We start from the raw sequence: 25,692 nt of genomic DNA, 5'->3' as shown, positions 1-25,692 counted from the left end.
CCGCCGACTCCGCGCGAGCCGCGGCATCCGCTCATCGCACCTACTACCCCTTCACGGCGCCGCCGAGGCCCGCAGAGCGGAGGAACACCCCCTGGAACACGAGGAACAGTGCGACCGGGATGAGCGTCGAGATGGCGAGCGCCGCGAGGAACACGTCGAGCTCGATCGAGCCCTGCACTGCCGGCAGCCGCACCGACAGCGGCTGCACGGCGGGGTTCGGCAGCACGAGCATCGGCCAGAGGAAGTCCTTCCACGCGGCGATGATCGCGAACACCGACACCACACCGAGGATGGGCTTCGACATCGGCAGCACGATCGACCAGAACAACCGGAACGGGCCGGCGCCATCGGTGCGCGCCGCCTCGAACACCTCCCGCGGGAGCGCGTCGAAGAAGCGCTTGACCAGCAGGATGTTGAACGCGTTCGCCGCGGCAGGCAACCAGACGGCGAGGTAGTTGTTGAGCAGTGACACGTCGCCGAGCAGCGGCGGGTTCACGATCGTGAGGTAGAGCGGCACGAGGAGCACTACGGCCGGGATGAACATCGTCGCGAGGATCGCCCCGTTCAGGATCGGCCCGTACTTCGGCCGCAACACCGACAGCGCGTACCCGGCCGTCGTCGCGACGAGCAACTGGAAGAACCACGAGCCCGCCGCGATCACGATCGTGTTCCAGAAGAACTGGTCGATGTGCACCTCGACCCAGGCGGCCTGCAGGTTCGCCCAGTCGATGCCGTTCGGCCAGAGCGCGAGGGGTTGGCGCAGCGTGTCCTGTGTCGGGGTCACCGCCGACTTGGCGAGCCAGAGGAGCGGGCCGAGGCCGACGATGACGAGGCCGGCGAAGAGCGCGAGGTGCACACCGCTCATGCCGATCCTCACGCTGCGCTTCTTGCGCTCGTACTCCGAGACGATTCCGCGGTCGCCTTGGTCGTCGTCGGTTCGCCTGGCCTTGCGGGGCTTCAGGGAGAGACGGGGCGGGCGGATGTCCCGTGCAGTCGGCGTCGTCGTCATGAGGCGCTCCAGCGGTTCGTGAGCTTGAAGTACAGCCAGCTGAGGAGGGCGAGCACGATCGCGAGCATCACGCTGAGCGCCGTCGCCTCGCCGTAGTCGCCGCCGAGACTGTTCTGGAAGGCATACCGGTAGATGAGGAGCAGGACCGTCACGGTCGCGTTGTTCGGCCCGCCGCCCGTGAACAGGTACGGCTCGAGGAACACCTGCGCCGTGCCGATGATCTGCAGGATCAGCATGATGAAGAGGATGCCGCGCAGTTGCGGCAGGGTCACGTGCCAGATCTTCTTCCAGATCGACGCACCGTCGACCTCGGCTGCGTCGTAGAGTTCGGGCGGCACCGCGAGCAGCGCGGCGAGGTAGATGATGATCGATCCTCCGGCGGCCGCCCACGTCGCCTCGAGCACGAGCGAGGGCATCGCGGTCGCAGAGGACTGCAGCCACGGCTGCGGGGGAATGCCGACCCAGCTGAGCACGGTGTTGAAGAGCCCCGTCGGGCTCGCGTCGTAGAAGACCTTCCAGAGCAGCACCGCGACGACCGGAGGCACGACGACGGGCAGGTACGCGAGCGCACTGTAGAACCCCTTGGCCCGGCGCACCTCGCTCATCAGCACGGCGACGAGGATCGGCAACGGGAAGCCGAAGACGAGCGCGAGACCCGCGAAGTAGAGGGTGTTCGCCACGGCAGTGCCGAGCAGCGGATCGCTCAGCACGTTGACGAAGTTGTCGAGGCCGACCCAGACGGGCGGGTCGAGCAGGTTCGTCTTCTGCAGGCTCATGATGACCGACGCCGCGATCGGAGACCAACTGAAGATCACGAAGACGAAGAGCATGGGCGCGAGGAAGGCGAGGGTCGAGAGCCCGCCGCCGCGCACCCAGGTGCGCAGATTCCTGACGCGCTTTCGGTGAACGGATGCCGCGGCCGGCGCGCCCTCGTCGGCAGCCGGTGCCGCAGCGGGCGGTTTCGCGGTGAGGGTCATGTCGTGTCCTTCAGATCGATTCGCGGGTTGAGGAGTTCCCGACGAGGGAGGGCACGTCTCGAAACCTGTCGGGGCGAACGGGCAGGTTTCGAGACGGGCTTCGCTCCTCCTCAACCCGCGAGTTGTCACTCGTCGAGCAGAGCCTGCGCCTCGGTGTTCGCGGTCTCGAGGAGCGCATCGATGTCGGCGTTCTGATCGGTGAGCACGGCCTGCACCACGGGGTCGAGCAGGGCGTAGATCTCCTGCGTCTTGCCCTTCGGCTCGCCGACGGGCGTCTGCTCCCAGATGCCCTCGATGAACGGGGTCATCTGGTCGCGCGGCACGTTGATGAACGGCTCGATCCAGACGAGCGACTGCTCGTAGGCCTCGCGGTTCAGCACCGGCAGCAGCGGGGTTCCGACGGCCTGGTCGCTCGCGGCGAGCGTCTCGGCATCGAGCACCGCTGCGTCCTCGTTCAAGAGCTTCTGCATGTAGTACCAGTCGATCCAGGTGACCGCTGCAGCCTTGGTCTCGTCATCGACCGTGGGGCTCACGACCGCGATGTCACCGCCGCCGAGCGTGCCGCCGCCGTCTTCGACGGGAATGACCGTGAGGCCGTAGTCGTCGGGGTTCAGCGAGAAGTCGCGCACGAGTGCCGTGTAGATGTCGGAACCCGTGGTGTACATGCCGATGTTGCCGGCCGCGAACTCCTGGTTGATGGATCCCCAGTCGAGCAGGAAGTTCGACCCGAGCGAGTTGTCCTCCCAGCGGAGCGCCTGCAGGAACTCGAGCGCAGTCTTCGTGCCGTCGTTCGCGATGGTCGAGGTGTAGGTGCCGTCGCCGTTGTCCTCCTGCGTCGAGCCGCCACGTGCGACGGTGGCGGCCGTGAGCTGCCAGCCGCCCGTGTTGTTCTGCGTCATCTGCATGTACCCGGCCTTGCCGGTCTTCTCGGCGATGGTCTTCGCGGCCGCACGGACCTCGTCCCATGTGGTGGGCGGGCTGTCGGGGTCGAGCCCGGCCGCTTCGAAGAGCGTGCGGTTGTAGTGCAGGCCCATGGCATAGGCCTGGCGCGGGAATCCGAAGACGCGCCCCTCGGAGTCGGTGACGCCGTCGAGGATGACGGGGTTGAAGCTGTCGGTGTAGCCGAGCTCCTCGATCTCGTCGGTCACGTCCGTGAGCTGGCCGTTCTCGAGCAGCGTCTTCGAGTCGGTGAAGGGCACCGTGAACACGTCGGGGAGGCTGCCGCCTGCCAGTTGCACGGCGAACGTCGGGCCTTCCCACTCGTACTCGACGCCGATGATGTCGATGTCGGGGTTGAGCTTCTCGAACTGCTTCTCCTGCGCTTCGAACGCTTCGTACGCTGCGGCGTCAGCGCCGGGCGGGAACGTCGCGACACGAAGCTCCGTCTTGTCCCCGTCGGTGCCTCCGGAGCTGCAGGCGGCGAGTGCGCCCACCATCGCGAACGCGGCGATGCCGGCGATCACGACCTTTCTTGGTGACTTCATTGTCCAGTCCTTTCGGTGCTGTGTTCAGGTGTGGTGAGGTGCGTGCCGCGCTTGACCGCGGCCTCGACGATCAGGCGGATCGGTGGAGCCAGACCGTGGAGTCGGGAGGGAGCAGCCCGCCGACGAGCGGGGTGCTCGAGAGCAGGATGCTCTCGTGTTCGGGCAGGGCGATCGGGTGTTCGCCGAGGTTCGTGACGTTCACGAAGTCATTGCCGCGCAGGAAGGCGAGCACCTCGGGCTCGCTCTCGAGCCAGGTGAGCGAACCGTCGCCGAGGGCGCGCTCACGACCGCGGATGCGCAACGCCTGACGGTAGAGCCAGAGCATCGAGCCGGGGTCGGCCTCCTGCGCCTGCACGGTCAGCGCAGCCCAGTCGGCGGGCTGCGGCAGCCATGGTGCAGCGGCCGCTTCGACGGGCTCAGCGAGCAGATCCGCTCCCTGAGCTCGAGCGGCCGCTTCGACGGGCTCAGCGAGCAGATTCGCTCCCTGAGCTCGAGCGGCCGCTTCGACGGGCTCAGCGAGCAGGTTCGCTCCCTGAGCCTGTCGAAGGGATGCCTCCGGGGGGCTGAACCCGAAGGGGGCCTCGGTGCCGCGCCAGGGCAGGGGCACGCGGCATCCGTCACGGCCGGGGTCCATACCACCCGAGCGGAAGTGCATCGGGTCCTCGAGCACTCCGCGGGGCAGCTCGGCCTCGGGAAGGCCGAGCTCGTCGCCCTGATAAAGGTAGAGCGAGCCGGGCAGAGCTGCGGTGAGCAGCGCGGCGGCACGGGCGCGGCGAGTGCCGAGCTCGAGGTCGGTGGGGGTGTCGAAGCGCTTCTTCGCGAACGCGAAGCTCGAGTCCTCACGGCCGTACCGCGTGACCGGGCGGGTGACGTCGTGGTTCGAGAGCACCCACGTGCTCGGGGCGCCGACCGGCGCGTGCGCGGCGAGCATGAGGTCGATCGAGCCGCGCAGCTCGCCGGCATCCCACGGGCGCGACATGAAGTCGAAGTTGAAGGCCGTGTGCATCTCGTCGGGGCGGAGGTAGGCCGCGAAGCGGGCGGCATCCGGAACCCAGACCTCGCCGACGAGCACTCGGGTGCCCTCGTAGGAATCGGCGATGCGCCGCCACGAGCGGTACACCTCGTGCACCTCGTCGCGGTCTTCGGTGGGATGCTGCCCGGGTGCGGGCTGTTCGGGAACCTCGGGCAGTGACGGGTCCTTGATGAGGAGGCCGGCCGAGTCGATGCGCACACCGGCAACGCCGCGTTCGAACCAGAAGCGCAGGATGTCCTCGTGCTCGCGGCGCACGTCGGGGTGGTTCCAGTTGAGGTCGGGCTGCTCAGGAGTGAAGAGGTGGAGATACCACTCCCCCGGTGTGCCATCGGGGTTCTCAGTGCGGGTCCATGTATCGCCCTGGAAGTTGGACACCCAGTTCGTCGGCATCTCGTCTCCGTTCGGGCCTTTGCCCGGGTGGAACCAGAAGCGCTCGCGCTCGGGCGAGCCCGGGCCGGCGGCGAGTGCCGCCTGAAACCACGTGTGCTCGCTCGAGATATGGTTCGGCACGACGTCGATGATCGTGCGGATGCCGAGTTCGAGTGCCTCGGAGATGAGAAGCTCGGCGTCGTCGAGGCTGCCGAAGCTCGGGTGGATGTCGCGGTAGTCGGAGACGTCGTAGCCGCCGTCGGCGAAGGGCGAGGGGTACCACGGGTTGAACCAGAGCGCGTCGACGCCGAGTTCCTTCAGGTAGCCGAGTCGGCTGCGCACTCCGCGCAGGTCACCCGTGCCGTCGCCGTCGGAGTCGGCGAAGCTACGGACGTAGACCTGGTAGATCACGGCACTGCGCCACCAGAGGGGGTCGGGCGCGACGGTTGTGGGAACCGTGGTGGCATCCGTGAGGTGCATGGTCACGCTGCGTGTCTCCTCGTGTCGACGGGTAGCGCGCGACGTCAGGGAGACGACGGCGTCTTGCACGTCAACGTAGTGAGAGCAACAGAATGATGCAACTATTCAACAAATCAGCAAATATTTGCGATGCCTTGCAGTCGATTGCGAGACTCACTTGCATCCCATTTGCGGGTTGAGGGAGCGCGCCAGCGCCGTCTCGAAACCGGCGAGCGGGTTTGGAGACACTCGCCGCGCTCGTTCCTCAACCCACGAGGCTGCGTCGCACGGGCGCCGTCGAGCCGCGCACCACGAGCTCGGGGGCGAAGAAGACCTCGTCGCCGATCGCCCGATCGCTCGACATCTGCCGCATCAGCAGATCGATGATCGTCTTGCCCATCGCCTCGATCGGCTGCCTGACCGTGGTGAGCGGCGGCTCGGTGCACGCCATGAGCGCCGAGTCGTCGTATCCGATGACCGATACGTCGTCGGGCACTCGCAGCCCGGCCCGCCGCACCGCCCGGATCGCACCGAGCGCCATCGGGTCGCTCGCACAGACGATGCCGGTGACCCCGGCCGCGAGCAGTTTCGTCGCCGCCGTCTGCCCCGACTCCAGTGAGTACAGCGAGTGCACGACCCGGTCGTCGCCGAGCTCGATGCCGTGCCGCTCGGCCATGCGGAGCGCTGCCTCGTGCTTCCGACGCGAGGGGATGTGATCGCTCGGCCCGAGCAGGATGCCGATGCGCTCGTGCCCGAGCTGCACGAGGTGCCCGAACGCCTGTTCCATCGATGCAGCGTCGTCGCACGAGACCGTGGCGAAGCCGATCCCCTCGACCGGCGCACTCACGAGCACGGTCGGCAGCTTCAGCTCGCGCAGGCGCTCGTAGTGATCATGGTTCGCGTCGGCCTGGGTGTACGCCCCGCCCGCGAAGATCACCCCGGACACCTGCTGATGGAGCAGCAGCTCGACGTAGTCGGACTCGGAGATGCCGCCGGCGGTCTGGATGCAGAGCACCGGCGTGTAGCCGTTCTGGGCGAGTCCGCCCCCGATCGCCTCGGCGAGCGCGGGGAAGATCGGGTTCTGCAGCTCGGGCATGACGAGACCCACCAGCCGCGCCCGCTCGCCGCGGAGTTTCGTCGGCCGCTCGTACCCGAGCACGTCGAGCGCCGTCAGCACGGCGTCGCGCGTCGATGCCGAGACGCCCGGCTTGCCGTTCAGCACCCGGCTGACGGTCGCTTCGCTGACTCCGACCTTGCGCGCGACATCCGCGAGTCTCCTGGACATGCCCGCCATGCTACGGGAGGCCGCGCAAGAACTCGACAAGCGATCGGATGCCGCGGCGCACCGTGTCTCCGACAACTCGCTCGCGATCTGACACCTGACGCCCGCGCCTTTTCTGTGCCGCGGGGCGCACGGCGGCTAGAGTGCGAACATGGGCAAGCTCATCTACAACTCCTCGTTGCGTGAGATCGACATCGACGATCGCACGCTCGCCCACTTGCGCGTGGCGATTCTCAACAAGCTCCGTCGCTCCGAGAGCTTCGCCATGACCTGGGAGCACGGGGTCGAGAACGGCAGTGGGCGCACCACCATTTGGTTGCACGAGTCCATCCCGCTGCAGTTCGTCTTCAGTGGCAACCGGCCGCCCGTGCTGAACCGGCTGTGGATCGAGCAGCTGCTGCTCTCGGCCAACAGCACTGCCGGCCTGCACTTCGTGCCCGAACCCGATGAGAGCGAGCAGGTCGAGGGTGAGTAGCCGATTCGCCGAGCGTGCGGTCGTTCGGGCGAACGACCCGGCGTCAGTCGACCGGTTCGATCTGCGTGCGCACGTAGTCCTGCTCGGCCGGTGACAGCCGAACCGGTGCCGGCGCCTCCGTGAGTTCCTCGATCTCGCGTGCCGTCTGCACGTCGAGCACGCCGTCGAGTTCGGCGAGCACTCGGTGCTTCGCCACGATCGAGAGTTGCGGCCACCATCGTTCGATGAGTGCGAGCGGCCGCACTTCGACCGGCTGCTGTGTGTTCTCGGCCATCGTTGCCTCCCGTTCTCCGCCCCCGTGAAGCGAGCGGCTGTGCGCGCTCAGGTCGGCCGCGACTCCTCGTTGCCGGACTCGACTTCTTGCATGTCGACCTCTTGCACGTCGACTTCTTGCACGTCGACCTCTTGCACGTCGACTTTTTGCACGTCGACGCCGACCTGCACCGGCTGGTCGGGGTTCATCGGGATCGGGTCGGTGTCGAGGTTCTCGGGCACGAGCCGGACACCACCGGTGCTGTTCGCCGAGCGCATCAGGGCTTCGATCCACTGGCGGCTGAGCTCGGGCGCCACGGGCTCGTCGAACACGAAGCGCAGCGGGATCGAGGCGTGCAGCCAGAGCGTACTCCGCCCGCGAGGCTGATCCTCGTTGTGCTGCCACGAGAGCGTGAACGACTCTCCTCGGCGGAGTTTCGTCGTGATGGCGACTTTCAGGTGCGCGAGGGCGCGGTCCTCGATGCCGATCGGGGTACCGGAGTCGCCGTAATACAGGGTTCCCACGCCACCAGCATACGACGTCGGCACGCAGAACGGGCGACCCGAAGGCCGCCCGTACTGATGAAGTGCGTCGCGGGTCAGGCCGTGCGGTTCCCGCTGATGTAACGAACGAGGAACACGATGACCGCGATGACCGCCAGTGCGATGCCGACCCAGATGAGGAAGTTCAGCGCGGGGACGACGCCGCCCGTGATGAGCAGCACGACTGCGGCGATGGCGATGATGGCGACGAGGATGTTCATGATCTCTCCTTCATATGATCCGCGCTCGTGATCGACGAGCGCGGCGAGTGGTTCGGTGCCCGACGGGCAGAACCTCGAGACGGGGGTACGCCTCGTGCTCTCAACGCTAAGGGAGTGTCACGTGGCGGGGCTAGGGGTTGACCCCCGTTCGCGCCGCGTGATACCTGAAGGCCGCCAGTGGCAGCCGGCCCCGTCGGTGCTGGCCGCGGCTGCACGCCTGTCAATCCCCTGACGCAAACAGTGGAGCGCGCGTACGGTGGCTGTGATCTGAGGAGGTCCCATGACCAACGATCGCCCGACCGATCACCTGAGCAATCACCTGACCAACGATCTGCTCATCGATCCGACGACGAAGCACACGACTGACCGGTTCCCGAAGCAGGAGCAGGAACCACCCGGCCTCACCGAACGGATGATTCCCCTGCCCGATCACGGTGAGCAGAGTTATCGCGGCAATCGCCGGCTCGAGGGGCGGCGGGCGCTCATCACCGGCGGTGACTCCGGCATCGGGCGGGCCGTCGCGATCGCCTTCGCTCGAGAGGGTGCGAGGGTCGCCATCGCCTATCTGCCCAGTGAACAGCAGGACGCGGACGAGACCGCGAAATGGATCTCGGATGCCGGATCTGACCCGCTGCTGCTGGCGGGCGACCTCCGGAACGAGGACCACAGCAAAGAGCTCGTCGCTCAGACCCATCAGGCCTTCGATGGCATCGACCTGCTCGTGCTGAATGCCGCCCACCAGCGCGAACGCAGCGGCATCGACACGATTCCGACCGACGACTTCGAGACCGTGATGCGCGTGAACCTCTTCGCACCGGTCTTCCTCGCACGTGCCGCGGTGCCGCTCATGGACGCCGGGTCGAGCATCATCACGACGACGTCCATCCAGGGCTTCGATCCGTCGTCGGCGCTCGTCGACTACGCGATGACCAAGGCGGCATTGGTGGCGTTCACGAAGGCCCTCGCCGAGGAGCTCGGACCACGCGGCATCCGAGTCAATGCCGTCGCCCCCGGACCGATCTGGACGCCGCTCATCCCCGCGACGGGCTGGCCCGACAAGCTGCCGGAGTTCGGGCACAACACACCGCTCGGTCGGGCAGGGCAGCCTGCGGAACTCGCCGGCGCCTACGTGTACCTCGCCTCGGACGAAGCGTCGTACGTCTCGGGGGCGATACTGCCCGTCACCGGCGGTCGTGGGCTGTGAGAGGAGACGCACCATGCCAGGACGCAGGAACGCATCGCTGAAGGATCCCGAGCTCTACGAGGAGCTTCGCGACGGCGGCGCCTCGAAGGAGAAGGCCGCTCGCATCTCGAACGCCGCTACGGCGCAGGGCCGCAGCGCGATCGGCCGCAAGGGCGGCGAGAGCGGCGACTACGAGGACTGGACCGTCGATGCGCTGAAGAAGCGCGCGAAGGAGCTCGGCCTCGCGGGCTACAGCGGCAAGCGCAAGGCCGAACTCATCGCGGCACTGCGCAACCACTGACCGCCCGACGCCGATGCCGCGCCTCAAACGGGTCGAGCCCTACGTCTCGCCCGGGTTCACCCGGGTGCGACGCGGGCGCGGCTTCGGCTACGTCCACCGCGACGGCGCCGCCGCAGGCCGAGCCGAACGCGCGCGAATCGCCGATCTCGCGATCCCGCCCGCCTGGCAGGAGGTCTGGATCTCCGACGCTCCGAACGCGCACATCCTCGCCGTCGGCATCGACGCGGCGGGCCGGCGGCAGTATGTCTACCACCCGGTCTGGCGCGAGCACCGAGACGCCGAGAAATTCCTGCGGATGACCGCCCTCGCCGAGGTGCTGCCAAGGGCACGGCGAAGCGTCACCCGTGACCTCGCGCTCGACGACCTGCCCCGCGAGCGCGTGCTCGCCGCTGCCTTCCGCACCCTCGACCTCGGCGCCATCCGCATCGGATCGGAGGAGTCGCTCGCCGGGTTCCGCAGCCGCGGCCTCACGACCCTGCTCGTGCGCAACGCCGTGCTCGACGACCGCGAGACCGTGCGGTTCCGCTTCCGCGCGAAGGGCGGCCTCGCACAAGACCTGCGGGTGACGGATGCCTCGCTCGCCAAGTTCGTCGGACGGGCGGGCGAGCGCTCGGCAGCCGCCCGTCTCTACGCCTGGACCGCCGGGCCGGCGATGCGGGCCGCCGTGCCGGTCGACGTGAACGACGACATCCGCGAACGCACCGGCGGCGACTTCACCGCGAAGGACTTCCGCACCCTGCGGGGCACCATCGCGGCGGCGGACCGCCTCGCCGAACTCGGGCCGGCGGCGAGCGCCCGGGCGCGCACCGCCGCGATCCGCGAGGCGATCGAAGAGGCGTCACGCGTGCTCGGAAACACGCCCGCGATCGCCCGAAGCAGCTACGTCGACCCGCGGGTGCTCGTCGCCTACGAGCAGGGCGTCATCGTGGCATCCGGAGCCGATCGTGAACGACGGCTGCTCGAGCTGCTCGGGCCGGCGGGCGCCGACGCCGTCTGACGCTGGCACGACGGCGCATGTCGGTTGACGTTCCCGCTCGTCGGGGGCGTGCGTGGAAATGATTACTTGTGCGGACTTATTGACATAAACGCGCGAATCGTGGCACGGTGGCTCAACTGACCGGATGCTGTCTCGACCCTCATCGGAGTCCGTTCGTCGTCGTGTCAGACTTCATGGATTGCCCCTTGGCGAACGAGTACGACCTGTCTGTTTTTGCCCATTTGCGGGGGTTTTACGCAATTTCGGCACAGCGCCACGAGCAATCGTCGTATTGCTGCATCCGGTGGCCGGCGTGCGTGACACGGCAGACGCAGCTCGTCGCTACTGTTCACGCACCACGTCGGCCGGCGACTTGTCGGGACGCAGGCCCCGCCAGCGCGGATGCCGCGCAACCCCGGTGCTCGTCCAGTCGCCGAGTTCGATCTCACCGACGAGGTCGGGGCGCACCCAGACCGCGTCGCGCATGTCTGCCGCGGGCACCTGCACGAACGGCGACTCCGCCTGCTCGAGCGGCCGCAGCGCGGCGAGCAACCGGTCGAGGGCGAGCTCGCCGAGTCCTGAACCCACGCGCCCCGCGTACTCGAGCCCGTCGTCGCCGGGGATTCCGATGAGCAGCGAGCGGATGCGGCCGGTGCGCGAGCCGACGCCGCGCCGGTAGCCGCCGATCACGACCTCCTGCGTAAGGGTGAGCTTGAGCTTCAGCCAGTCGGCGCTGCGGGCTCCCGGGCGATACCGCGAGTCCGGCCGCTTCGCCACGAGGCCCTCGAGACCGAGTCGGCGGCTCTCCTCGAGCGCATCCTCCGGCGTGCCGGTCGCGGGAGCCGGCACCTCGACCGGGACGCCGCGTTTCATGCGCACGAGGCCCGCGAGGCGCGCGCGGCGCTCGCGGTACGGCTCGTCGATGACCGGCCGGCCGGCGACCTCGAGCACGTCGAACAGCAGCAGGCGAACCGGCACGGATGCCGCAACCCGCTCGATCTCGCGCGGCCTCGTGAGATTCATCCGATGCTGCAGCCGACCGAAGTCGGGCCGGCCCTCCGCGTCGAGTGCGACGATCTCACCGTCGACGAGGGCGTCGCCTCGGACGACCTCGGGCAGCGACGCGAGTTCGGGGTAGCGAGCGGTGATGTCGACCCCGTTGCGGCTGAGCAGTCGCACGCCTCCCGCCTCGGTGCGCGCGAGCACGCGGATGCCGTCCCACTTCCACTCGAGCGCCCACTCCTCGCCTGCCAGCATGCCGAGGGTGGCCGCGGTGGCGAGCATCGGGCGCTGGGCGATCGGGCCGACCTTACCCGCTGGTGGACTAGCGTCCGACGGCCCCTCGACAGGCTCAAGGACCGGAGGGCGCGTATCGGGACCCCCCGAACCACCATCCCCCGCGGACGCGGCGCCCGACGGCCCTTCGACAGGCTCAGGGAGCGGAGGGCGCGTATCGGGATCCCCCGAACCACCATCGCCCGCCGGTCGCGCGGCCGTCTGGTCCTTCATCCGATGCAGCAGCCACGAACTCTTCTCGCCCTGACCGTCGGTGCGGATGAGCGCCAGCCGCACCGCACCGCCGAGCGGCCCGCCGGGCCGGCCGTCGACATCGATGATGATCTCATCGTCGCGCCACTTCTCGGTGGCGTAGGTACCTGCGTCCCAGATCGTCATCGACCCCGCGCCGTACTCCCCCTTGGGAATCGTGCCCTCGAACGTCGCGTACTCCATCGGGTGGTCTTCGGTCTGCACCGCGAGATGGTTGGTGCCAGAGCCCTCGGGCACCCCTTTCGGCACCGCCCAGCTCTTCAGCACGCCGTCGCGTTCGAGCCGCAAGTCGAAGTGCAGCCGCCGCGCGTGATGCTCCTGGATCACGAACCGCGGCGCTCCCCCGTTCGGCTGCCCCCATGCCGATGCGGGCATGGGCTCGGGTGTGACGCCCGTCTTGCGCATGGAGAGGTACTCCGACAGCGGGCCGCCGCGGGAGCGCTCGACGACGACCCGCATCGGGTCGCCCGACTCGGCGAGCCTTGCGAGCACTTCGGATGCCTCGAGCTGGCGCAGGTCGGAGTCGTCGAGCTCTGCCCAGGTACGCGGCGCCGCGACCGTCGGGCGCGGACGCCCGCGCAGCGAGTACGGCGCGATCGTCGTCTTCTTGCCGTTGTTCTGGCTCCAGTCGATGAGCACCCGGCCCGTGCGCAGCGACTTGCGCATGCTCGAGACCACGAGCTCGGGGTAGTCGGCCTCGAGCGCCCTCGCGAGTTCGTGCGCGACCGCCGACACCTGGTCGGAGGTCTGCGAGCCGTCGAGCGCCGCATAGAGGTGGATGCCCTTGCTCCCGCTTGTCACCGGCATCGCCTCGAGCCCCATGCCCGAGATGAGCTCGCGCACGAGCCGGGCGACCTCGGCGCACTCGGCGAGCCCCGTGCCTTCGCCGGGGTCGAGGTCGAACACCATGCGATCGGGATTCGACGGCTCGCCGCTGGCGTCGAAGCGCCACTGCGGCACGTGGAGCTCGAGTGCCGCCTGCTGCGCGAGCCACACGAGCGTCGCGCGATCGCCGGCGATCGGGTATGACTTGTCGCCGTCGGAATGGTGCTGCACACCGCGGCGCACCCAATCGGGGGCGTGCTCGGCGAGGTTCTTCTCGAAGAACGGCTGCTCAGGGGCATCCGCTGTGCCGACGCCGTGGACCCACCGCTTGCGCGTCACCGGCCGCCCGGCGACGAGGGGCACCATGACGGCGGCGATCTCCGCGTAGTAGGAGATCACCTCGCCCTTCGTCATGCCCGTCTCGGGATACATGACCTTGTCGAGGTTCGTCAGCCGCAGGCGGCGGCCGTCGACCTCGACGAGTTGGCGCGCGCCATCGGCCATTCCCCCATCATGGTCCCTGCGGGTTGAGCTCGTCGAAACCACCCGCACTCGGCGACGGATGCCCTACCGTCACGTCTCGCGCGTCACCGCCTCGCGAGTTGCAGGATGATTCGGACGGCACGCCGCGCACGACCGGCGTGTCGCCCGAATCATCCTGCAACTCGTACAAATTCGATGCCAGAACACGAGGGGTATCGCCGCGGCCGCCTGCTGGTGTGTACTGGAGGCATGCGAGCCGTCTGGAAGGGGGCGGTCACATTCGGCCTCGTCAATGTGCCCGTCAAGTTGTACAGCGCCACCGAAGACCACGACGTGTCACTGCACCAGGTGCACGACGAAGACGGTGGGCGCATCCGCTATCAGCGCAAGTGCGAGGTCTGCGGCAAGGTCGTCGATTACAAGAACATCGACAAGGCCTACGACGACGGTGAGCAGACGGTGGTGATCACCGACGAAGACCTGAAGTCGCTGCCGGCCGAACGCAGCCGCGAGATCGAGGTCGTCGAGTTCGTGCCGAGCGACCAGATCGACCCGATCATGTTCGACCGCAGCTACTACCTCGAACCCGACTCGGTCTCGTCGAAGGCCTACGTGCTGCTGCGCGAAACGCTCGAATCGACCGATCGCACGGCGATCGTGCAGATGGCGCTGCGCCAGAAGACCCGCCTCGCGGCGCTGCGCGTGCACGGCGACGTGCTCATGGTGCAGACGCTGCTCTGGAGCGACGAGGTGCGCGCGGCCGAGTTCGCCTCCCTCGACGAGCCGGTCAAGATCTCGGCGAAGGAGCTCGACCTCTCGAAGCAGCTCGTCGAGAGCCTCGTCTCCGATTTCGACCCCGAGCAGTACGTCGACGAGTACCAGCAGGAGTTGCGCACGCTCATCGAGGCGAAGCTCGAGCAGGGCGAAGGCGTCGACACCGCCGCGACGTTCGGCGAAGAGCCCGAAGAGGACACGGGCGGCGAGGTCATCGACCTCATGGAGGCGCTGCGTCAGTCGATTGCGGCGAAGCGCGACGCCGGCGGGTCGGGCACGAGTTCGAGCAAGTCGGGCACGAGTTCGAGCAAGGGGTCGAAGGCAGCGAAGAAGAAGCCCGCGGCGAAGGCGTCGGGCACGCGAAAGCGCGCGGCTTCCGAGTGAACGGATGCCGCCGCCGAGTGAACGGATGCCGCCACCGCGTCGACACCGACCGCCGGCGATGATGACGCGCAGGGTGACGAGTCGGGTGATCTTTCGCTGGACCGGATCCGCGACGGCCCGTTGATCGCCATGCTTGCGTGAAGTGCAGACCGAGAGGACCTTCCGAATGACCACAGTCTCCGACACCCAAAAGGCCGCCAACGGCATCCGCACCGCTCTCGGCGTGGGTGGCGTGATCGCGCTCATCGTCGGCATCCTGATCCTCGTCTGGCCCGGAAAGACCGCGATCGTCGTCACCGCGATCATCGCGATCTACGCCATCGCGTCGGGTCTCGTGTACGCGGGCCTCGGCATCTTCACGAAGGGCAAGGGCGGATGGTCGCGCGTCGGCCATATCGTGCTCGGCATCGTGTTCGTGCTTGCGGGCATCATCGCGTTCGCGAATCTCGCACAGACCAAGGCCTGGCTCGCCCTGTTCCTCGGCATCGTCGTCGGGATCATGTGGGTCGTCGAGGGCATCGTCGCACTCTCGACTCTCGGCGATACATCGTCGAAAGCCTGGTCGGTCTTCTTCGCGATCATCAGCATCATCGCCGGTATCGTGCTCATGTTCTCGCCGATGTGGGGCATCGCCGTGCTGTGGTGGCTGCTCGGCATCTCACTCATCGTGCTCGGCATCATCAACATCGTGCGTGCCTTCGCGTTCGGCAAGCGGCGCCGCTGAAGACGGGCAACGACCATGCACATCGACGGACTGTACAACTTCCGCGACACCGGTGGGATGCCGCTTACTGCGGGAGGCGCCACGCGCAGCGGAATACTCTTCCGCTCCGAGGCACTCAGTGCACTGACCCCGACTGGGATCGACGAACTCGCCGCCACTGATATCGGGGTGATCGTCGACTTCCGCACTCCAGCGGAACGTCAGGCGGCGCCGGACCGCATCCCGACGACACGACCGTTCCGGGTCGCAGAACTCTCGATGCTCGAGGGCGCGATGGCCGACATGGCATCACAGTTCGCGCAGAGCGGCGCTTCGATGTCACCCGAGCTGATCGCTCAGGCGATGGCATCGCTGCCGACGCTGAGCGATCTGTACCTCGGGATGCTCCAGCACCGCGCCACTCAGTTCGCTCAGGTCGCACGCCTCATCGCAGCGTCGACGGATGACGCGCCCTCCGCCGTGCTGGTGCACTGCACGGCGGGCAAGGACCGGACCGGCGTTGCGACTGCGCTCATGCTCGACGCCGTCGGAGTCGAGCGCACGGCGGTCGTCGCCGACTACGCGGCATCGCAGGACAACCTCGCAGGGCCGTGGGCCGATGGGATGCTCCACTCGATCTCGTCGTTCGGGGTTCCCGTGACGCCCGCGCTGCGCACGCTCGCAACCGGGACCCCGCCCGAAGCGATCGAGCAGGCGCTCGCGTGGACGGACTCCGAACACGGCGGCGCAGCGGGCTACCTTCGCTCCGGCGGACTCACGGAGGCCGAACTGGCGGCGTTGCGCGCCCGGCTCGCGGGCTGACCGCGGCAGGGAGCACGAGCGCCGGGGCATCCGTCGGAACGGGGCATCCGTCGGAATCAGACTCCGAACGACGGTTCATCAGGCGTGCGACCTTCGGCGATGGCCTCTGCCAAGTCGGCCAGCACACTGCGCGCGCGGTCGACTTCGCATTCGGCTCTCACACTTCCGCCTTCGCAGTCTCGGCGCGCGACAGGGCGAAGACCCCGCCGATCGACACCGCGCCCGCGGCGACGAACGCGAGGATCGCCCACGCGGGCGCAGCGCTGGCCTCCCCCAGGATCGTGATGCCGAGCACGACCGCGACCGCCGGATCGACGACGGTGAGTCCGGCGACGACGACCTCGGGGCGATTGAACGCGTGCGCGCGCTGCACGAAATAGATCGAGAGCGCCCCTGCGACGCCGATGCCGATGATGCAGCCGATCGTCAGCAGATTCGTCACATCGAAGGAGTACTCGCGCGAGGCGAGCGCCGCCTGCACCCGCAGAATCACCGTCTTGCCGAGTGTCGCCACGAACGCCGAATACACTCCGCCGAGCAGCACCCAGAACACGGGCGGCGTCGGCCGGTTGCGGCCGACCACCAGAACGAGACCCGTTGCCAGCAGCACGCTGACGAGCACCACGAGCACGGCGATGAGCTGCACGTCGGTGATGGAATGCTGGGTGCTCACGAGCGCCGCGACCGTGACGAAGGCTGCGACGCCGAGGACGCAGACCGCGATCGCCTTCACGACCGCTGCCGACGGCGCCCGCTTCACGACGATCGCCGTCAACAACACGGTGAAGACGAGCGCCGTGACACCGATGGGTTGCACGATGATGAGGGGCGCGAACGTGAGGCTGCCCATCTGCAGCAGGATCGCCACGATCAGTGTGAGTGCGCCGATCAGCCAGAAATGGTTGCGGACGAGATGGATCGCCTTCGATCCGTCGACTCCGCGGGCGGCGTCGGCCTCCATCGCTCGGACACCCCGAGCCTGCAGGAGGTTTCCGACCGAGAGCGCCGCAGCCGACATGACCGCGAGTCCGATGCCGGCGAGCGGCGCCGAGTCCAAGTCCATGGTCACTTCTCACTTTCGAGGTGGAGTTTCACGCTGATCTCGTACGCGTCGAGCTCGTCGAGCACGTACCGGAGTGCACTCGTGCTGTGCCTTCCCGATCGACCGAGTTCATGAAGACGCGCCCGCATCACCCCGACCAGCGCGAGCTCGAACTCGAGGGCTTCCGGCGCGCTCTGCCCGTCCGCCGGCTCGAGCGGAGTGACGAACCGGGATCGCGGAAGCGAATAGCTCTCATCTGAGAACTCGCTCCGGTCACTGCGCAACAGCGAACCGCGTTCGATGGCACCTTGCGCGGCATCCCGAAGCTCGCCGTCGATCGTGCGGATCTCCTCCCGCGGCAAGCCGCCTCCCTCGTCCTTTCCCAGCTTGAGCACGCGCGCGAGAACCGGAAGCGTCAGGCCCTGCAGCAAGAGACTTCCGGCGGCCACGAGGAACGCGATGAAGACGAGGAGATCCCGATCGGGGGTATCACTCGGCAGCGTCTGCGCGGCTGCCAGGGTGACGGCACCGCGCATCCCGGCCCAGACGATGATCGTGTTGTGCTTCCAGGTGAGCGGTGACGAGTCGAAGTAGTCGATGTCGGCGCGCATCCTGCCGATGCGCTTGGGGCTCCGCTTGCGGTCGACGGCCATCGATACCCCGGGCAGCGACGAGAGCCTCGGCTTACGGCGCGCTGTGGCATCCGGATGCCCCGTGGATCCGATCGCGCTGGCATCGAGCTGGTTCTGCACCGACCGTTTCACCCGGACCGAGTGAACGCCGAGCACCGGGATGACGTACGCCGCTCGAACCACGAGGAGGATGACGATGGCGAGCGCCGCGATCCAGGCGCCGCGAAGCAGTCCCTCGTCGGCGGCGAGATTGTTCTGCACGATTCCGTAGAGCTCGAGCCCCATCATGAGGAAGACGGCCCCCTCGAGGAGGAATTCGATCGTGCGCCAGGTGAGCTTGTCCGACATGCGCTGCTCGGGGGTCAGCCATCGGACCGATCCTTGACCGCATACGACGCCCGCCACGACCGCCGCGACGAGCCCCGAGCCCCCGAGCGCTTCGGTGGGCAGAAACGCGAGGTACGGAACCGTGAGGCCGAGCGCGGTGTTGGCCGTCGCGCTCGAGGTCCACGCCCGCAGCCTCAGGGCGAGCAACCCCGCCAGCGCACCGACCACGATCGCGGAGACGACGGCCCATGCGAAGGAGCCGAACGTGGTCAGCAGAGAGAAGCCCGAGGCTGCGGCGACGATCGCCGTGCGGAGGAGGACGAGCGCGGTGGCATCGTTGAGGAGGCTCTCGCCCTCCAGCACCGTCACGATGCGGCGAGGCATGCCGAGCTTGCGCACGATCGAGGTGGCGACCGCATCCGTCGGGCTCAGGATCGCACCGAGCGCGACCGCGAACGGGAATCCGATTCCCGGGATCACGAGGACGAAGAACACGCCGAGCACGAGCGAACTGATGATGACGAGCACGACGGACAATCCGCTGATCGCACTGAGGTCCCGTCGGAACTCGATCGCAGGAGCGGAGACCGCCGCCGAGAAGAGCAGCGGTGGCAGCACGCCCGTCAGAATCAGGGCCGGCGAAACCGACACCGCCGAGACGGCCGGGATCAGGCTGACTGCCACGCCGATGGCCACGAGGATCAGCGGGCCTGCGACGCCGATGCGACTGGAGAGCGAGTTCGCGAAGACGATCACGACGACGCCCGCGACGATGGCGAGCAGCAGCTCTACCGACATCCTGAGCCTCCCACCTGAAACTCAGCCGGCCAGGTCGGCCACGCCCGAGCCGATCAGTTTGAAGCCGAGGATGAGGAACAGCACGGTCATGATCACCGCGTGGTTCGACACGAGCCAGGTGCGCGGTCCTGTGAGTCGCGCCTCCACCGTGCCCGGCGAGACGACGCTGAAGAGCCACGGAACGGCGACCGCGGTGACGCCGATGACACCGAAGATGAGCACCACGGCGACGAGCTCTTCGACCGGGAGTGCGGCTTGAGAGATCCGGCCGCCTGCCGCGGCGAGGAGCGGCAGGTCCTTGGGAGAGAGCGGACCGGAGATGAGGATGCCGACGAGGAACGCCTTCCAGATGCTCAACCCGTCGAGGCTCGCCATCCACTTCGGGGTACCCGTGGCCGATCGCTGGCGCCACTGCATGAACGCCAGGAAGAGCAGGCCCGCACCGAGGACGATCTCGATGACGTCGATGGTGATGTGCGGACCGGAGTCGGCCTCCTCTGCTCCGGCGGCGCGGCCGATGAGCACGAGCATTCCGACGAACACGATGGCGAACGTGTAGCACCCCAGGATGAAGGCCGTGCCGTTGGTGCGGCCCTTGCCCGCGGTCGCCATCAGGATCACGGCGACGATCGCGAGCGGGCTGATCGCAATCGCGATTCCGATCGTGAGGAGGTCGGCGAGCACGGCGAGCATCAGCGGGCTGCCTCGGTTGAGCGGACCCCTCGGGGGGTCTCGACATTGCGCAGGAAGAGGATGATCCAGCTGAAGATCAAGAGCGAGGACACGAGCTCGACGGCCGTGAGGTTGTAGACGCCGGCCGCGAAGAGAACGGCCAGTGCGACGATGATGGCGACGTAGACGAACCCGAGCACGACGAATGCCCTCGGCATGGATGGGACGAGCCACGGGAGGCCGATCACCAGCGCCGCGTAGGCGACGGCCATTCCGGTCGCGACCGTGTTGTGGAGCAGGAAGAACCGATCGACGGGGAAGATGCCGACGCACGCCAGAAGGGTGCCGAGGAGCACGAAGAGCACGCGGACCGTCGCCCGCCGGCGACGTTGGGCTGTGGTGTATGTCGGCAGCGTCGTCGTACCGAATCGGGCGATCGTCGTGATGATGACGCCCGACACGATCAAGGTGAGATTGAAGGTCAACGATGAGATGTCATGCGTGATGCCGAGCGCCGAGAGGTTCATCTGCCACCAGAGCGGATCGGTGGAGCTCAGCATCGCCGTGGTCACGCCGACGACGAGGAACACCGCCAGCACGAGTGAGAGCTGGCGCGGCGAGAGGTTCATTCCGCTGAGGGCGGCGAGGTATGCGGACAATGCAGTCGCGGCCGAGGCGATCACGACCGCGGGTGACGCGTAGACGGTTGCACCGATGAAGCTGTGCTCCATGATGGTCGCGATGCCGATCCAGCCGAGCAGTGCGATCGCACCATGCGCGAGCGACAGCGCCACGAGGTCGAACCAGCGATAGCGTGCGCGATCGGCGTCCGGCGCCTTCGCGCGGTCGTCGTGTCGCGGCACCGATCGAGCGACGGCGAACGCGATCGCGGCGGCGATGGCACCCGCTATCCCCGTGAAGTCGCCCAGCGAACGTCGACCGTCGATGGGGAGCTCGCGCCCCCAGAAGACGAACGCCGCGACCACCCCGGTGATCACGAAGGCGACAGCCCCCACGGTCAGCGCGAAGGATTCGTCGTCCATCACCCGCACGCGCCAGTCGACGCGATGGGACGCGATCGCCGGCACAGGCTCCCGGTCGCCGTCGACGCTCACCGGATCCAGGATCTGATCATTCGACACGCGGATCCTGACGCTTCGAGCGGTTCCACTGCGGCAGCACGACGAGGGACGCGAGCAGGAAGCAGATCGCACCGATGAAGGTGCCGCCGCTGGAGAGCGGGCCGCTGATGGAGCTGCCGTTCGGGAGGATGTACGCGCCGATGGCCGAGATGCCGAAGGCGACGCATCCGATGAAGTTGATGAGCACCGACCACCACGCGATGCTGCCGAGATCCCAGAGACGCGCCACGCGTGCATAGGCGACGAAGGCGAAGAAGCCGCTCACGAGGAAGGCGACGGAGCCGCCGGCATCCGGGTTCCAGACGAAATGCTCCTGAGTGGAGATCGATTTCGCGTACAGCGCCGCGCTGGTGCTCACATTGAACATGAGCGTGCCGAAGGACTGCGTCGCGGCCGTGAGCCACTCGGCGCGCACCATCCGCCCCGGCGGGTACGACACCGGTACGGCGACGGCCCCGCTGAGGAACAGCTGAATCAGTCCGGCGGTCGTGAAGAACCACGCCCCGATGAAGAAGAGCAGGTTGGAGCCCGCAGTGCCGAGCGCTTCGCTCAATCCGGGAGCGGACCCGACCGCGAAGAAGGCCGAGCCGATCATGAAGCCCCAGCACTGCTTCGTCACGGTGGGGATGAGGAACGACATCCGGGGCCGTTCGGTATTCGTCGCTGCGGCGCTCATGGTCGCGTGCTCCACATCTTTCAAGTGCCTGTCGATCTCGGCCGACCGCTGCGGGGAAGGCGCCGGAGCGACGCCGTCCCCGCACCGGTGCCGATCAGTGGTGGAAGTGCGACCCGGTGCTCGCCTCACGGGGCAGGGGCGCCGTCAACGCCTCGAGGAACGCCACTTCGCCTCTGATGTCCGACAGGAGGGCCGACGCCAGGTCTCGGCTGAGTCCGACCTTGACGACGATGCGCTGCAGGGTCACGTCCGACAGGTTGTCGGCCATCGGATAGGCCGGCACGAGCCAGCCCTTCATCCGCAACCGGTCGGCGAGGTCGTAGAGGCTCCACGTCTTGGTGTAGCCGTCCTTGAGCACCCACGCGAACACCGGGATGGTGTCGCCCTTGCTGACCAGCTCGAACGGGCCGATCTTCGCGATCTCCGAGGAGAGGTACGTCGCGACATCGATCGAGTTCTGCTGCACCTCCCGGTATCCTTCACGGCCGAGGCGAAGGAACTGGTAGTACTGCAGCAGCACCTGAGCGCCGGGGCGGGAGAAGTTCAGTGCCAAGGTCGGCATGTCGCCGCCGAGGTAACTGACGTGGAAGATCATGCTCTCGGGCAGCACGGCCTGGTTGCGCCAGATGACCCAGCCCACACCCGGGTAGACGAGCCCGTACTTGTGACCCGAGGTGCTGATGGAGTTCACCCGATCGATCTGGAAGTCCCACTTCAGCTCGGGCTGGCAGAATGGCGCGACCATGGCCCCGGATGCCCCGTCGACGTGGATCTTGACGTCGAGGCCCGTGTTCGCCTGGATCTCGTCGAGCTTGGCGGCGATGGCCTCGACGGGCTCGTACGCTCCCGTGAAGGTCTGGCCGAGGATGGCGACGACGCCGATCGTGTTCTCGTCGACGTACTTCTCCAGCTCGAATCCGTCGAGCACCATGTGCTCGCGGGTGACCGGAACGTACCGGGGCTCGATGTCCCAGTAGTTGCAGAACTTCTCCCAGACGACCTGGACGGCAGCCGACATGATCAGGTTCGGTTTCTCGGTCGACTTTCCCTCGGCCTTCCGCTTCTCCTGCCACAGCCGCTTGAGTGCGAGGCCACCGAGCATGCACGCTTCCGAGGAGCCGATCGTCGACGTTCCGATCGTGTCGCTCGTGTCGGGCACGTGCCACAGGTCGGCGAGCATCCGCCAGCAGCGATCCTCGATCGCCGCCGTGGCCGGGTACTCGTCCTTGTCGATCATGTTCTTGTCCGCGGCTTCGGCGTAGAGCTTCTTCGCCTCGTCGTCCATCCACGTCGAGACGAACGTCGCGAGGTTCAGCCGCGAGTTCCCGTCGAGGATGGCCTCGTCGTGAACGATCTGATAGGCCGTCTCCGGCAGGCTGGGCTGCTCGGGGAGCACGAACTTGTCGAACTCGGTCGCCTCACCAGGTCGGACGAAGACCGGGTTCACACTGATCGTGGGGTCGACGTTCGTCGTCTGGCGCGCCTTGCTGATGTTGATGGTCACTTTCGCTCCTGATCTTGCTTGTACAACGAATGATTCGTACGACTGGACGGCTTCTCCCGATCGCCCTCCTAGACCTCGACCGGCGGATAGAGGCGATCCATGTTGTATTGCCGGTTGCGCCGGGCTGCCCAGGTCGAAACCGCGATGAAGGCGACCGTGAGGGCCAGGATCACGGCGATAGACGACCACAGCCGCGAGTCGACCCCGCCGAGAATCAGCTGCCGAAGACCGGTCACGGTGAAGGTCATCGGGTCGATCCAGTGCAGGTACTGGAACGGCACCGAGGTGACAGGAACGGGGTAGATGCCCCCGGCCGACGTCAGCATGATCATGAGGAACACGAGCGTCGCCACCCTGCCGACGGCGGGACCGAAGAGCGCGTTGAACATCTGTATCAGCGCCAGGAACATCGCGACCATCAGGAACATGAACGCGAGCGTTCCCCCCGCGTGGACCGGATGCAGCCCGAGCCCGAAGTACAGGACCAGGAACAGGAGGAGCGCCTGCAGGATGCCGACGAACAGCGTCGGCGCGTAGGAAGCGAGCACGACGCGGAACGACCCGAGACCCTGTGCAAGCGGGCGCGCCTGCAACGGCGTGAAGAGCATCCAAGCGATGAGCGAACCGACGAACAGGCCGAGGCCCATGAAGAACGGCGCGAAGCCGTACGCGAAGGTCTTCGCCTCGTTGTGGGTCACCTCTTCGAGCGCAACGGGATCAGCGAGCGCCTTGACGAAGTTGCCCTGTTCCTCGTTGTTCCAGGACGGGATGAACTGCATGCCCTGATCGACCGCGCCGGCGAGTTGGTCGGTGCCCGCCGCCAGGAGCGGGGTACCCGCCGCGAGCTGGCTCGCGCCGTCGCTGAGCTGCACGAGTCCGGAGGACAATTCGTCGGCACCCGAGCGAAGCTGACCCGCGGCGGCCCGGACCTCACCGAGATCCCGCTGGACTCCGCCGTTCTCAACCGAGCGAAGGATGACACTCACACGGCTGTCCGGGTTGTCCAGCTCGGCGGCGATGACGTCCACATCCTGCTGGATGGCGGCGAATGTCAGCGCCAGATCCTGAGAGATCCAGTTGTCGAGGATGAAGTCCCGAACCTCCGTGAGGCGGCTCGCGAAGTCCTGTTGGACCTCGTCACCGGCCGCGAGCTCGGCGATGATCGTGTCCAGCCGGTTGATGGCCTCGTCCCTGCCCGCAACGACCCTGTCGAGTGCCGCTGCAGCCTGATCGGTGTTCGTGGTCACGCGCTGGACGACCTGCCGTAATTCCGTCCCGGTCATTCCCGAGCTGTCGACGATCGACTCGGCGCGGGTCACGGCACCATCGACGGCGTCGTCCAACTCGTCGAGCGCACCGGCCAGTGTCGCCGAGCCGTCTTTCGCCGTGACGAGGTTGTCTGCGAGCTCTTGCGCCCCCGCGTTCGCGGTCTGCATGCCGGCGTTGAGTTCATCGACCTGCGCTGCCGCCTCTCGCAGCTTCGGGATCGTGCCCTCGGCCAGACCCAGCACGGTCTCGAAGATCTGCTCGCCCACTTGAGCGCTGACCTGGTTGATCGCCTCGGCCGCGGCATCCTGGCCGATGACGGTCGCCAGGTAGTTGTTCGCATCGTTGTAGGTGAAGATCAGCCTCGCCTGATGTGCGTCGTCGGACGCCGCCGACGTCACCGATTCGCTGAAGTCCTCTGGAATCGTGATGGTGAAGTAGAAACGCCCGTGGGCCAGGCCGTCGACTCCCTCCTGCTCATCGACCTCGTACAGATCGAGCTGTTTCGATTCGATGAGGCCCGTGACGACGTCGGCACCCGCATCGGTCCGTTGCCCGTCGACCGTCGCCCCCTCGTCGAGGTTGATGATCGCGACAGGCAGCTTGTTCACTTCGCCGAACGGGTTCCAGAACGCCCACAGATAGAGCGCGCAGTACATCAGCGGCATGATGATGATCACGATGAGGGCGAGCCGCGGCATGCGGCCGCGGTAGTAGCGCTTGAAATCGCTCCCGGGCGAAAATGCGGCGATCATCGGCTGAGGGCCTCCTGCTCGAGGGTGGCGAACTCTTGGTCCGTCAGGTTCGGGACTTCGATGTACTCGCGCGCACCGCTACCGGGGAATACGCCGTTCACGTCGGCCGTGATAACGGTCTGCTCGCGGCCGAGTGCGACGAGACGCTCGAGCAGCTTGTGCGCGTTGCGAATGCTGTGGAGCGTGTCGATACCGCCGACGACGAGGATCTCCGGGTTGCGGATGTTCGCGACCGCGATGCGGAAGAGCGCGGCGGTGAACTCCGGCAGCTCTTCGACCATCGCGTCCATGGTCGGCAGCGTGTACTCGCCGAACACGGGGCGGCAGATGCGTTCCAAATCGTCCTCGGTCGACTGCGGTACCCACCCGTACCATGGGGCGGCCCACCGGACCTGTTCGGTCACGATGTCGTGAACGCGAATGGTCTGCGTGATCCCGTCGACCTCGTCGAGGTTGGCGATCGTCGCGTGGTCGAAGAGATGGTGGGCGTCGTTCTCGCGACCGAATGCCGTCAAGGTTCCGGTCGAAGGCTTCATCCGCCCGGCGAGAGTGAGCAGGAGCGAGGTCCTGCCCCGCCCGCCCGCTCCGACGAGGACCGTCACGCCCCCCGCGCGAACAGTCAGGTCGACGGGACCGTAGATGTGTCCCCACGAAGCGTCGACTCCCATACCGGATGCCTCGAGCAGCACATCACCCGCCTCGATCCCCGGCTGAGTGATGGCCTCGGAGCCGCTTCGTGCGGTCGGCTCACCCGCTTTGGACGACGTCATTCCTT

General features: G+C 67.3%; 23 protein-coding genes and 1 pseudogene. 7 read left to right on the top strand and 17 right to left on the bottom strand.

Annotated elements, in window-relative coordinates; translation table 11 throughout:
- Window positions 1-43 precede the first annotated feature (43 nt).
- The 5 genes from AC1C2T_RS05520 to AC1C2T_RS05500 form a co-directional block, all read right to left on the bottom strand.
- Complete coding sequence (locus AC1C2T_RS05520; protein ID WP_495384537.1) at window positions 44-1,009, bottom strand: carbohydrate ABC transporter permease; 966 nt, start codon at window positions 1,007-1,009, stop codon at window positions 44-46.
- Window positions 1,006-1,986, bottom strand: a complete 981-nt coding sequence (locus AC1C2T_RS05515) for a carbohydrate ABC transporter permease (RefSeq protein ID WP_495384536.1) — start codon at window positions 1,984-1,986, stop codon at window positions 1,006-1,008. The genes AC1C2T_RS05520 and AC1C2T_RS05515 overlap by 4 nt, the downstream gene beginning before the upstream one ends.
- A 125-nt stretch (window positions 1,987-2,111) precedes the next feature.
- Window positions 2,112-3,470 (bottom strand): ABC transporter substrate-binding protein, encoded by a 1,359-nt coding sequence (locus tag AC1C2T_RS05510; protein WP_495384535.1) that lies wholly within the window; start codon window positions 3,468-3,470, stop codon window positions 2,112-2,114.
- A 70-nt stretch (window positions 3,471-3,540) separates the two neighbouring features.
- Window positions 3,541-5,352 carry a glycoside hydrolase family 13 protein gene (locus AC1C2T_RS05505; protein ID WP_495385395.1) on the bottom strand — a complete coding sequence of 604 codons (1,812 nt, stop codon included), beginning with the start codon at window positions 5,350-5,352 and terminating at the stop codon, window positions 3,541-3,543.
- A gap of 244 nt (window positions 5,353-5,596) precedes the next feature.
- Window positions 5,597-6,616, bottom strand: a complete 1,020-nt coding sequence (locus AC1C2T_RS05500; RefSeq protein WP_495384534.1) for a LacI family DNA-binding transcriptional regulator — start codon at window positions 6,614-6,616, stop codon at window positions 5,597-5,599.
- Window positions 6,617-6,764: 148 nt separating this feature from the next.
- Between AC1C2T_RS05500 and AC1C2T_RS05495 the strand changes: the two genes are divergently transcribed.
- Window positions 6,765-7,088: a DUF7882 family protein gene (locus AC1C2T_RS05495; protein ID WP_495361239.1), complete on the top strand. Its 324-nt coding sequence runs from the start codon at window positions 6,765-6,767 to the stop codon at window positions 7,086-7,088.
- Window positions 7,089-7,131: 43 nt separating this feature from the next.
- On the opposite strand, the gene AC1C2T_RS05490 is transcribed toward AC1C2T_RS05495, so the two are convergent.
- From AC1C2T_RS05490 to AC1C2T_RS05480, 3 genes and pseudogenes are all read right to left on the bottom strand, one after another.
- On the bottom strand, window positions 7,132-7,362 hold the full coding sequence (locus AC1C2T_RS05490) for a hypothetical protein (RefSeq protein WP_495351665.1): 231 nt from the start codon (window positions 7,360-7,362) through the stop codon (window positions 7,132-7,134).
- A 203-nt stretch (window positions 7,363-7,565) separates the two neighbouring features.
- A pseudogene (locus AC1C2T_RS05485) lies at window positions 7,566-7,865 on the bottom strand (DUF7882 family protein); the annotation flags it as partial.
- A 74-nt stretch (window positions 7,866-7,939) separates the two neighbouring features.
- Window positions 7,940-8,104, bottom strand: a complete 165-nt coding sequence (locus tag AC1C2T_RS05480; RefSeq protein WP_495351666.1) for a hypothetical protein — start codon at window positions 8,102-8,104, stop codon at window positions 7,940-7,942.
- 280 nt (window positions 8,105-8,384) lie between these two features.
- On the opposite strand from AC1C2T_RS05480, the gene AC1C2T_RS05475 reads away from it, so the two are divergent.
- Genes AC1C2T_RS05475 through AC1C2T_RS05465 form a run of 3 tightly spaced genes read left to right on the top strand, consistent with a single transcriptional unit; the run spans window position 8,385 to window position 10,585 of the window.
- The gene (locus AC1C2T_RS05475) at window positions 8,385-9,308 is read left to right on the top strand and encodes an SDR family oxidoreductase (RefSeq protein ID WP_495384533.1); all 924 of its coding nucleotides are present in this window, start codon (window positions 8,385-8,387) and stop codon (window positions 9,306-9,308) included.
- A gap of 13 nt (window positions 9,309-9,321) precedes the next feature.
- Entirely contained in the window at window positions 9,322-9,588 is a 267-nt protein-coding gene (locus AC1C2T_RS05470) for a DUF7218 family protein (RefSeq protein WP_495384532.1), read from the top strand.
- Between the two features lie 13 nt (window positions 9,589-9,601).
- The gene (locus AC1C2T_RS05465; protein WP_495384531.1) at window positions 9,602-10,585 is read left to right on the top strand and encodes a DNA topoisomerase IB; all 984 of its coding nucleotides are present in this window, start codon (window positions 9,602-9,604) and stop codon (window positions 10,583-10,585) included.
- Window positions 10,586-10,906: 321 nt separating this feature from the next.
- On the opposite strand, the gene AC1C2T_RS05460 is transcribed toward AC1C2T_RS05465, so the two are convergent.
- A complete protein-coding gene (locus AC1C2T_RS05460) occupies window positions 10,907-13,441 on the bottom strand; it encodes an ATP-dependent DNA ligase (protein WP_495384530.1) in 2,535 nt (844 codons plus the stop codon).
- A gap of 228 nt (window positions 13,442-13,669) precedes the next feature.
- Here AC1C2T_RS05460 and ku point away from each other — a divergent pair, with 228 nt between their 5' ends.
- The 3 genes from ku to AC1C2T_RS05445 all read left to right on the top strand — a co-directional run bounded on the left by ku (window position 13,670) and on the right by AC1C2T_RS05445 (window position 16,103).
- Complete coding sequence (gene ku / locus AC1C2T_RS05455; protein ID WP_495361244.1) at window positions 13,670-14,578, top strand: non-homologous end joining protein Ku; 909 nt, start codon at window positions 13,670-13,672, stop codon at window positions 14,576-14,578.
- A gap of 166 nt (window positions 14,579-14,744) precedes the next feature.
- On the top strand, window positions 14,745-15,302 hold the full coding sequence (locus tag AC1C2T_RS05450; RefSeq protein ID WP_495384529.1) for an HdeD family acid-resistance protein: 558 nt from the start codon (window positions 14,745-14,747) through the stop codon (window positions 15,300-15,302).
- Between the two features lie 15 nt (window positions 15,303-15,317).
- Window positions 15,318-16,103, top strand: a complete 786-nt coding sequence (locus tag AC1C2T_RS05445) for a tyrosine-protein phosphatase (RefSeq protein ID WP_495361246.1) — start codon at window positions 15,318-15,320, stop codon at window positions 16,101-16,103.
- Window positions 16,104-16,260: 157 nt separating this feature from the next.
- Here the strand turns inward: AC1C2T_RS05445 and AC1C2T_RS05440 are convergent, their stop codons facing one another.
- From AC1C2T_RS05440 to AC1C2T_RS05405, 8 genes are all read right to left on the bottom strand, one after another.
- Window positions 16,261-17,166, bottom strand: coding sequence for a DMT family protein (locus tag AC1C2T_RS05440; RefSeq protein ID WP_495384528.1), 906 nt, complete (start codon window positions 17,164-17,166; stop codon window positions 16,261-16,263).
- 2 nt (window positions 17,167-17,168) lie between these two features.
- On the bottom strand, window positions 17,169-18,902 hold the full coding sequence (locus AC1C2T_RS05435) for a cation:proton antiporter (protein ID WP_495384527.1): 1,734 nt from the start codon (window positions 18,900-18,902) through the stop codon (window positions 17,169-17,171).
- A 21-nt stretch (window positions 18,903-18,923) separates the two neighbouring features.
- Window positions 18,924-19,595 (bottom strand): GAP family protein, encoded by a 672-nt coding sequence (locus tag AC1C2T_RS05430; RefSeq protein ID WP_495361249.1) that lies wholly within the window; start codon window positions 19,593-19,595, stop codon window positions 18,924-18,926.
- Window positions 19,595-20,716 carry a hypothetical protein gene (locus AC1C2T_RS05425; RefSeq protein ID WP_495384526.1) on the bottom strand — a complete coding sequence of 374 codons (1,122 nt, stop codon included), beginning with the start codon at window positions 20,714-20,716 and terminating at the stop codon, window positions 19,595-19,597. Before AC1C2T_RS05425 ends, AC1C2T_RS05430 begins: the two co-directional genes overlap by 1 nt.
- The gene (locus AC1C2T_RS05420) at window positions 20,706-21,392 is read right to left on the bottom strand and encodes a hypothetical protein (protein ID WP_495384525.1); all 687 of its coding nucleotides are present in this window, start codon (window positions 21,390-21,392) and stop codon (window positions 20,706-20,708) included. The genes AC1C2T_RS05425 and AC1C2T_RS05420 overlap by 11 nt, the downstream gene beginning before the upstream one ends.
- Window positions 21,393-21,486: 94 nt before the next feature.
- The gene (gene gad / locus AC1C2T_RS05415) at window positions 21,487-22,884 is read right to left on the bottom strand and encodes a glutamate decarboxylase (protein ID WP_495361963.1); all 1,398 of its coding nucleotides are present in this window, start codon (window positions 22,882-22,884) and stop codon (window positions 21,487-21,489) included.
- Between the two features lie 80 nt (window positions 22,885-22,964).
- Window positions 22,965-24,917, bottom strand: a complete 1,953-nt coding sequence (locus AC1C2T_RS05410; protein ID WP_495384524.1) for a YhgE/Pip family protein — start codon at window positions 24,915-24,917, stop codon at window positions 22,965-22,967.
- The gene (locus AC1C2T_RS05405; protein ID WP_495361253.1) at window positions 24,914-25,687 is read right to left on the bottom strand and encodes an ATP-binding cassette domain-containing protein; all 774 of its coding nucleotides are present in this window, start codon (window positions 25,685-25,687) and stop codon (window positions 24,914-24,916) included. The genes AC1C2T_RS05410 and AC1C2T_RS05405 overlap by 4 nt, the downstream gene beginning before the upstream one ends.
- Window positions 25,688-25,692: the final 5 nt, after the last annotated feature.

The sequence above is a fragment of the Agromyces sp. Y558 genome, from assembly GCF_059445415.1.
Note: the sequence above shows the minus strand (reverse complement) of the source record. Positions and strands in the feature narration are given on the sequence as shown.

Bases quoted from the DNA above. Each gene is read 5' to 3' on its own strand.
- AC1C2T_RS05520 (WP_495384537.1), bottom strand. From the start codon at position 1,009: ATGACGACGACGCCGACTGCACGGGACATCCGCCCGCCCCGTCTCTCC.
- AC1C2T_RS05515 (WP_495384536.1), bottom strand. From the start codon at position 1,986: ATGACCCTCACCGCGAAACCGCCCGCTGCGGCACCGGCTGCCGACGAG.
- AC1C2T_RS05510 (WP_495384535.1), bottom strand. From the start codon at position 3,470: ATGAAGTCACCAAGAAAGGTCGTGATCGCCGGCATCGCCGCGTTCGCG.
- AC1C2T_RS05505 (WP_495385395.1), bottom strand. From the start codon at position 5,352: ATGCACCTCACGGATGCCACCACGGTTCCCACAACCGTCGCGCCCGAC.
- AC1C2T_RS05500 (WP_495384534.1), bottom strand. From the start codon at position 6,616: ATGTCCAGGAGACTCGCGGATGTCGCGCGCAAGGTCGGAGTCAGCGAA.
- AC1C2T_RS05495 (WP_495361239.1), top strand. From the start codon at position 6,765: ATGGGCAAGCTCATCTACAACTCCTCGTTGCGTGAGATCGACATCGAC.
- AC1C2T_RS05490 (WP_495351665.1), bottom strand. From the start codon at position 7,362: ATGGCCGAGAACACACAGCAGCCGGTCGAAGTGCGGCCGCTCGCACTC.
- AC1C2T_RS05480 (WP_495351666.1), bottom strand. From the start codon at position 8,104: ATGAACATCCTCGTCGCCATCATCGCCATCGCCGCAGTCGTGCTGCTC.
- AC1C2T_RS05475 (WP_495384533.1), top strand. From the start codon at position 8,385: ATGACCAACGATCGCCCGACCGATCACCTGAGCAATCACCTGACCAAC.
- AC1C2T_RS05470 (WP_495384532.1), top strand. From the start codon at position 9,322: ATGCCAGGACGCAGGAACGCATCGCTGAAGGATCCCGAGCTCTACGAG.
- AC1C2T_RS05465 (WP_495384531.1), top strand. From the start codon at position 9,602: ATGCCGCGCCTCAAACGGGTCGAGCCCTACGTCTCGCCCGGGTTCACC.
- AC1C2T_RS05460 (WP_495384530.1), bottom strand. From the start codon at position 13,441: ATGGCCGATGGCGCGCGCCAACTCGTCGAGGTCGACGGCCGCCGCCTG.
- ku (WP_495361244.1), top strand. From the start codon at position 13,670: ATGCGAGCCGTCTGGAAGGGGGCGGTCACATTCGGCCTCGTCAATGTG.
- AC1C2T_RS05450 (WP_495384529.1), top strand. From the start codon at position 14,745: ATGACCACAGTCTCCGACACCCAAAAGGCCGCCAACGGCATCCGCACC.
- AC1C2T_RS05445 (WP_495361246.1), top strand. From the start codon at position 15,318: ATGCACATCGACGGACTGTACAACTTCCGCGACACCGGTGGGATGCCG.
- AC1C2T_RS05440 (WP_495384528.1), bottom strand. From the start codon at position 17,166: ATGGACTTGGACTCGGCGCCGCTCGCCGGCATCGGACTCGCGGTCATG.
- AC1C2T_RS05435 (WP_495384527.1), bottom strand. From the start codon at position 18,902: ATGTCGGTAGAGCTGCTGCTCGCCATCGTCGCGGGCGTCGTCGTGATC.
- AC1C2T_RS05430 (WP_495361249.1), bottom strand. From the start codon at position 19,595: ATGCTCGCCGTGCTCGCCGACCTCCTCACGATCGGAATCGCGATTGCG.
- AC1C2T_RS05420 (WP_495384525.1), bottom strand. From the start codon at position 21,392: ATGAGCGCCGCAGCGACGAATACCGAACGGCCCCGGATGTCGTTCCTC.
- AC1C2T_RS05410 (WP_495384524.1), bottom strand. From the start codon at position 24,917: ATGATCGCCGCATTTTCGCCCGGGAGCGATTTCAAGCGCTACTACCGC.
- AC1C2T_RS05405 (WP_495361253.1), bottom strand. From the start codon at position 25,687: ATGACGTCGTCCAAAGCGGGTGAGCCGACCGCACGAAGCGGCTCCGAG.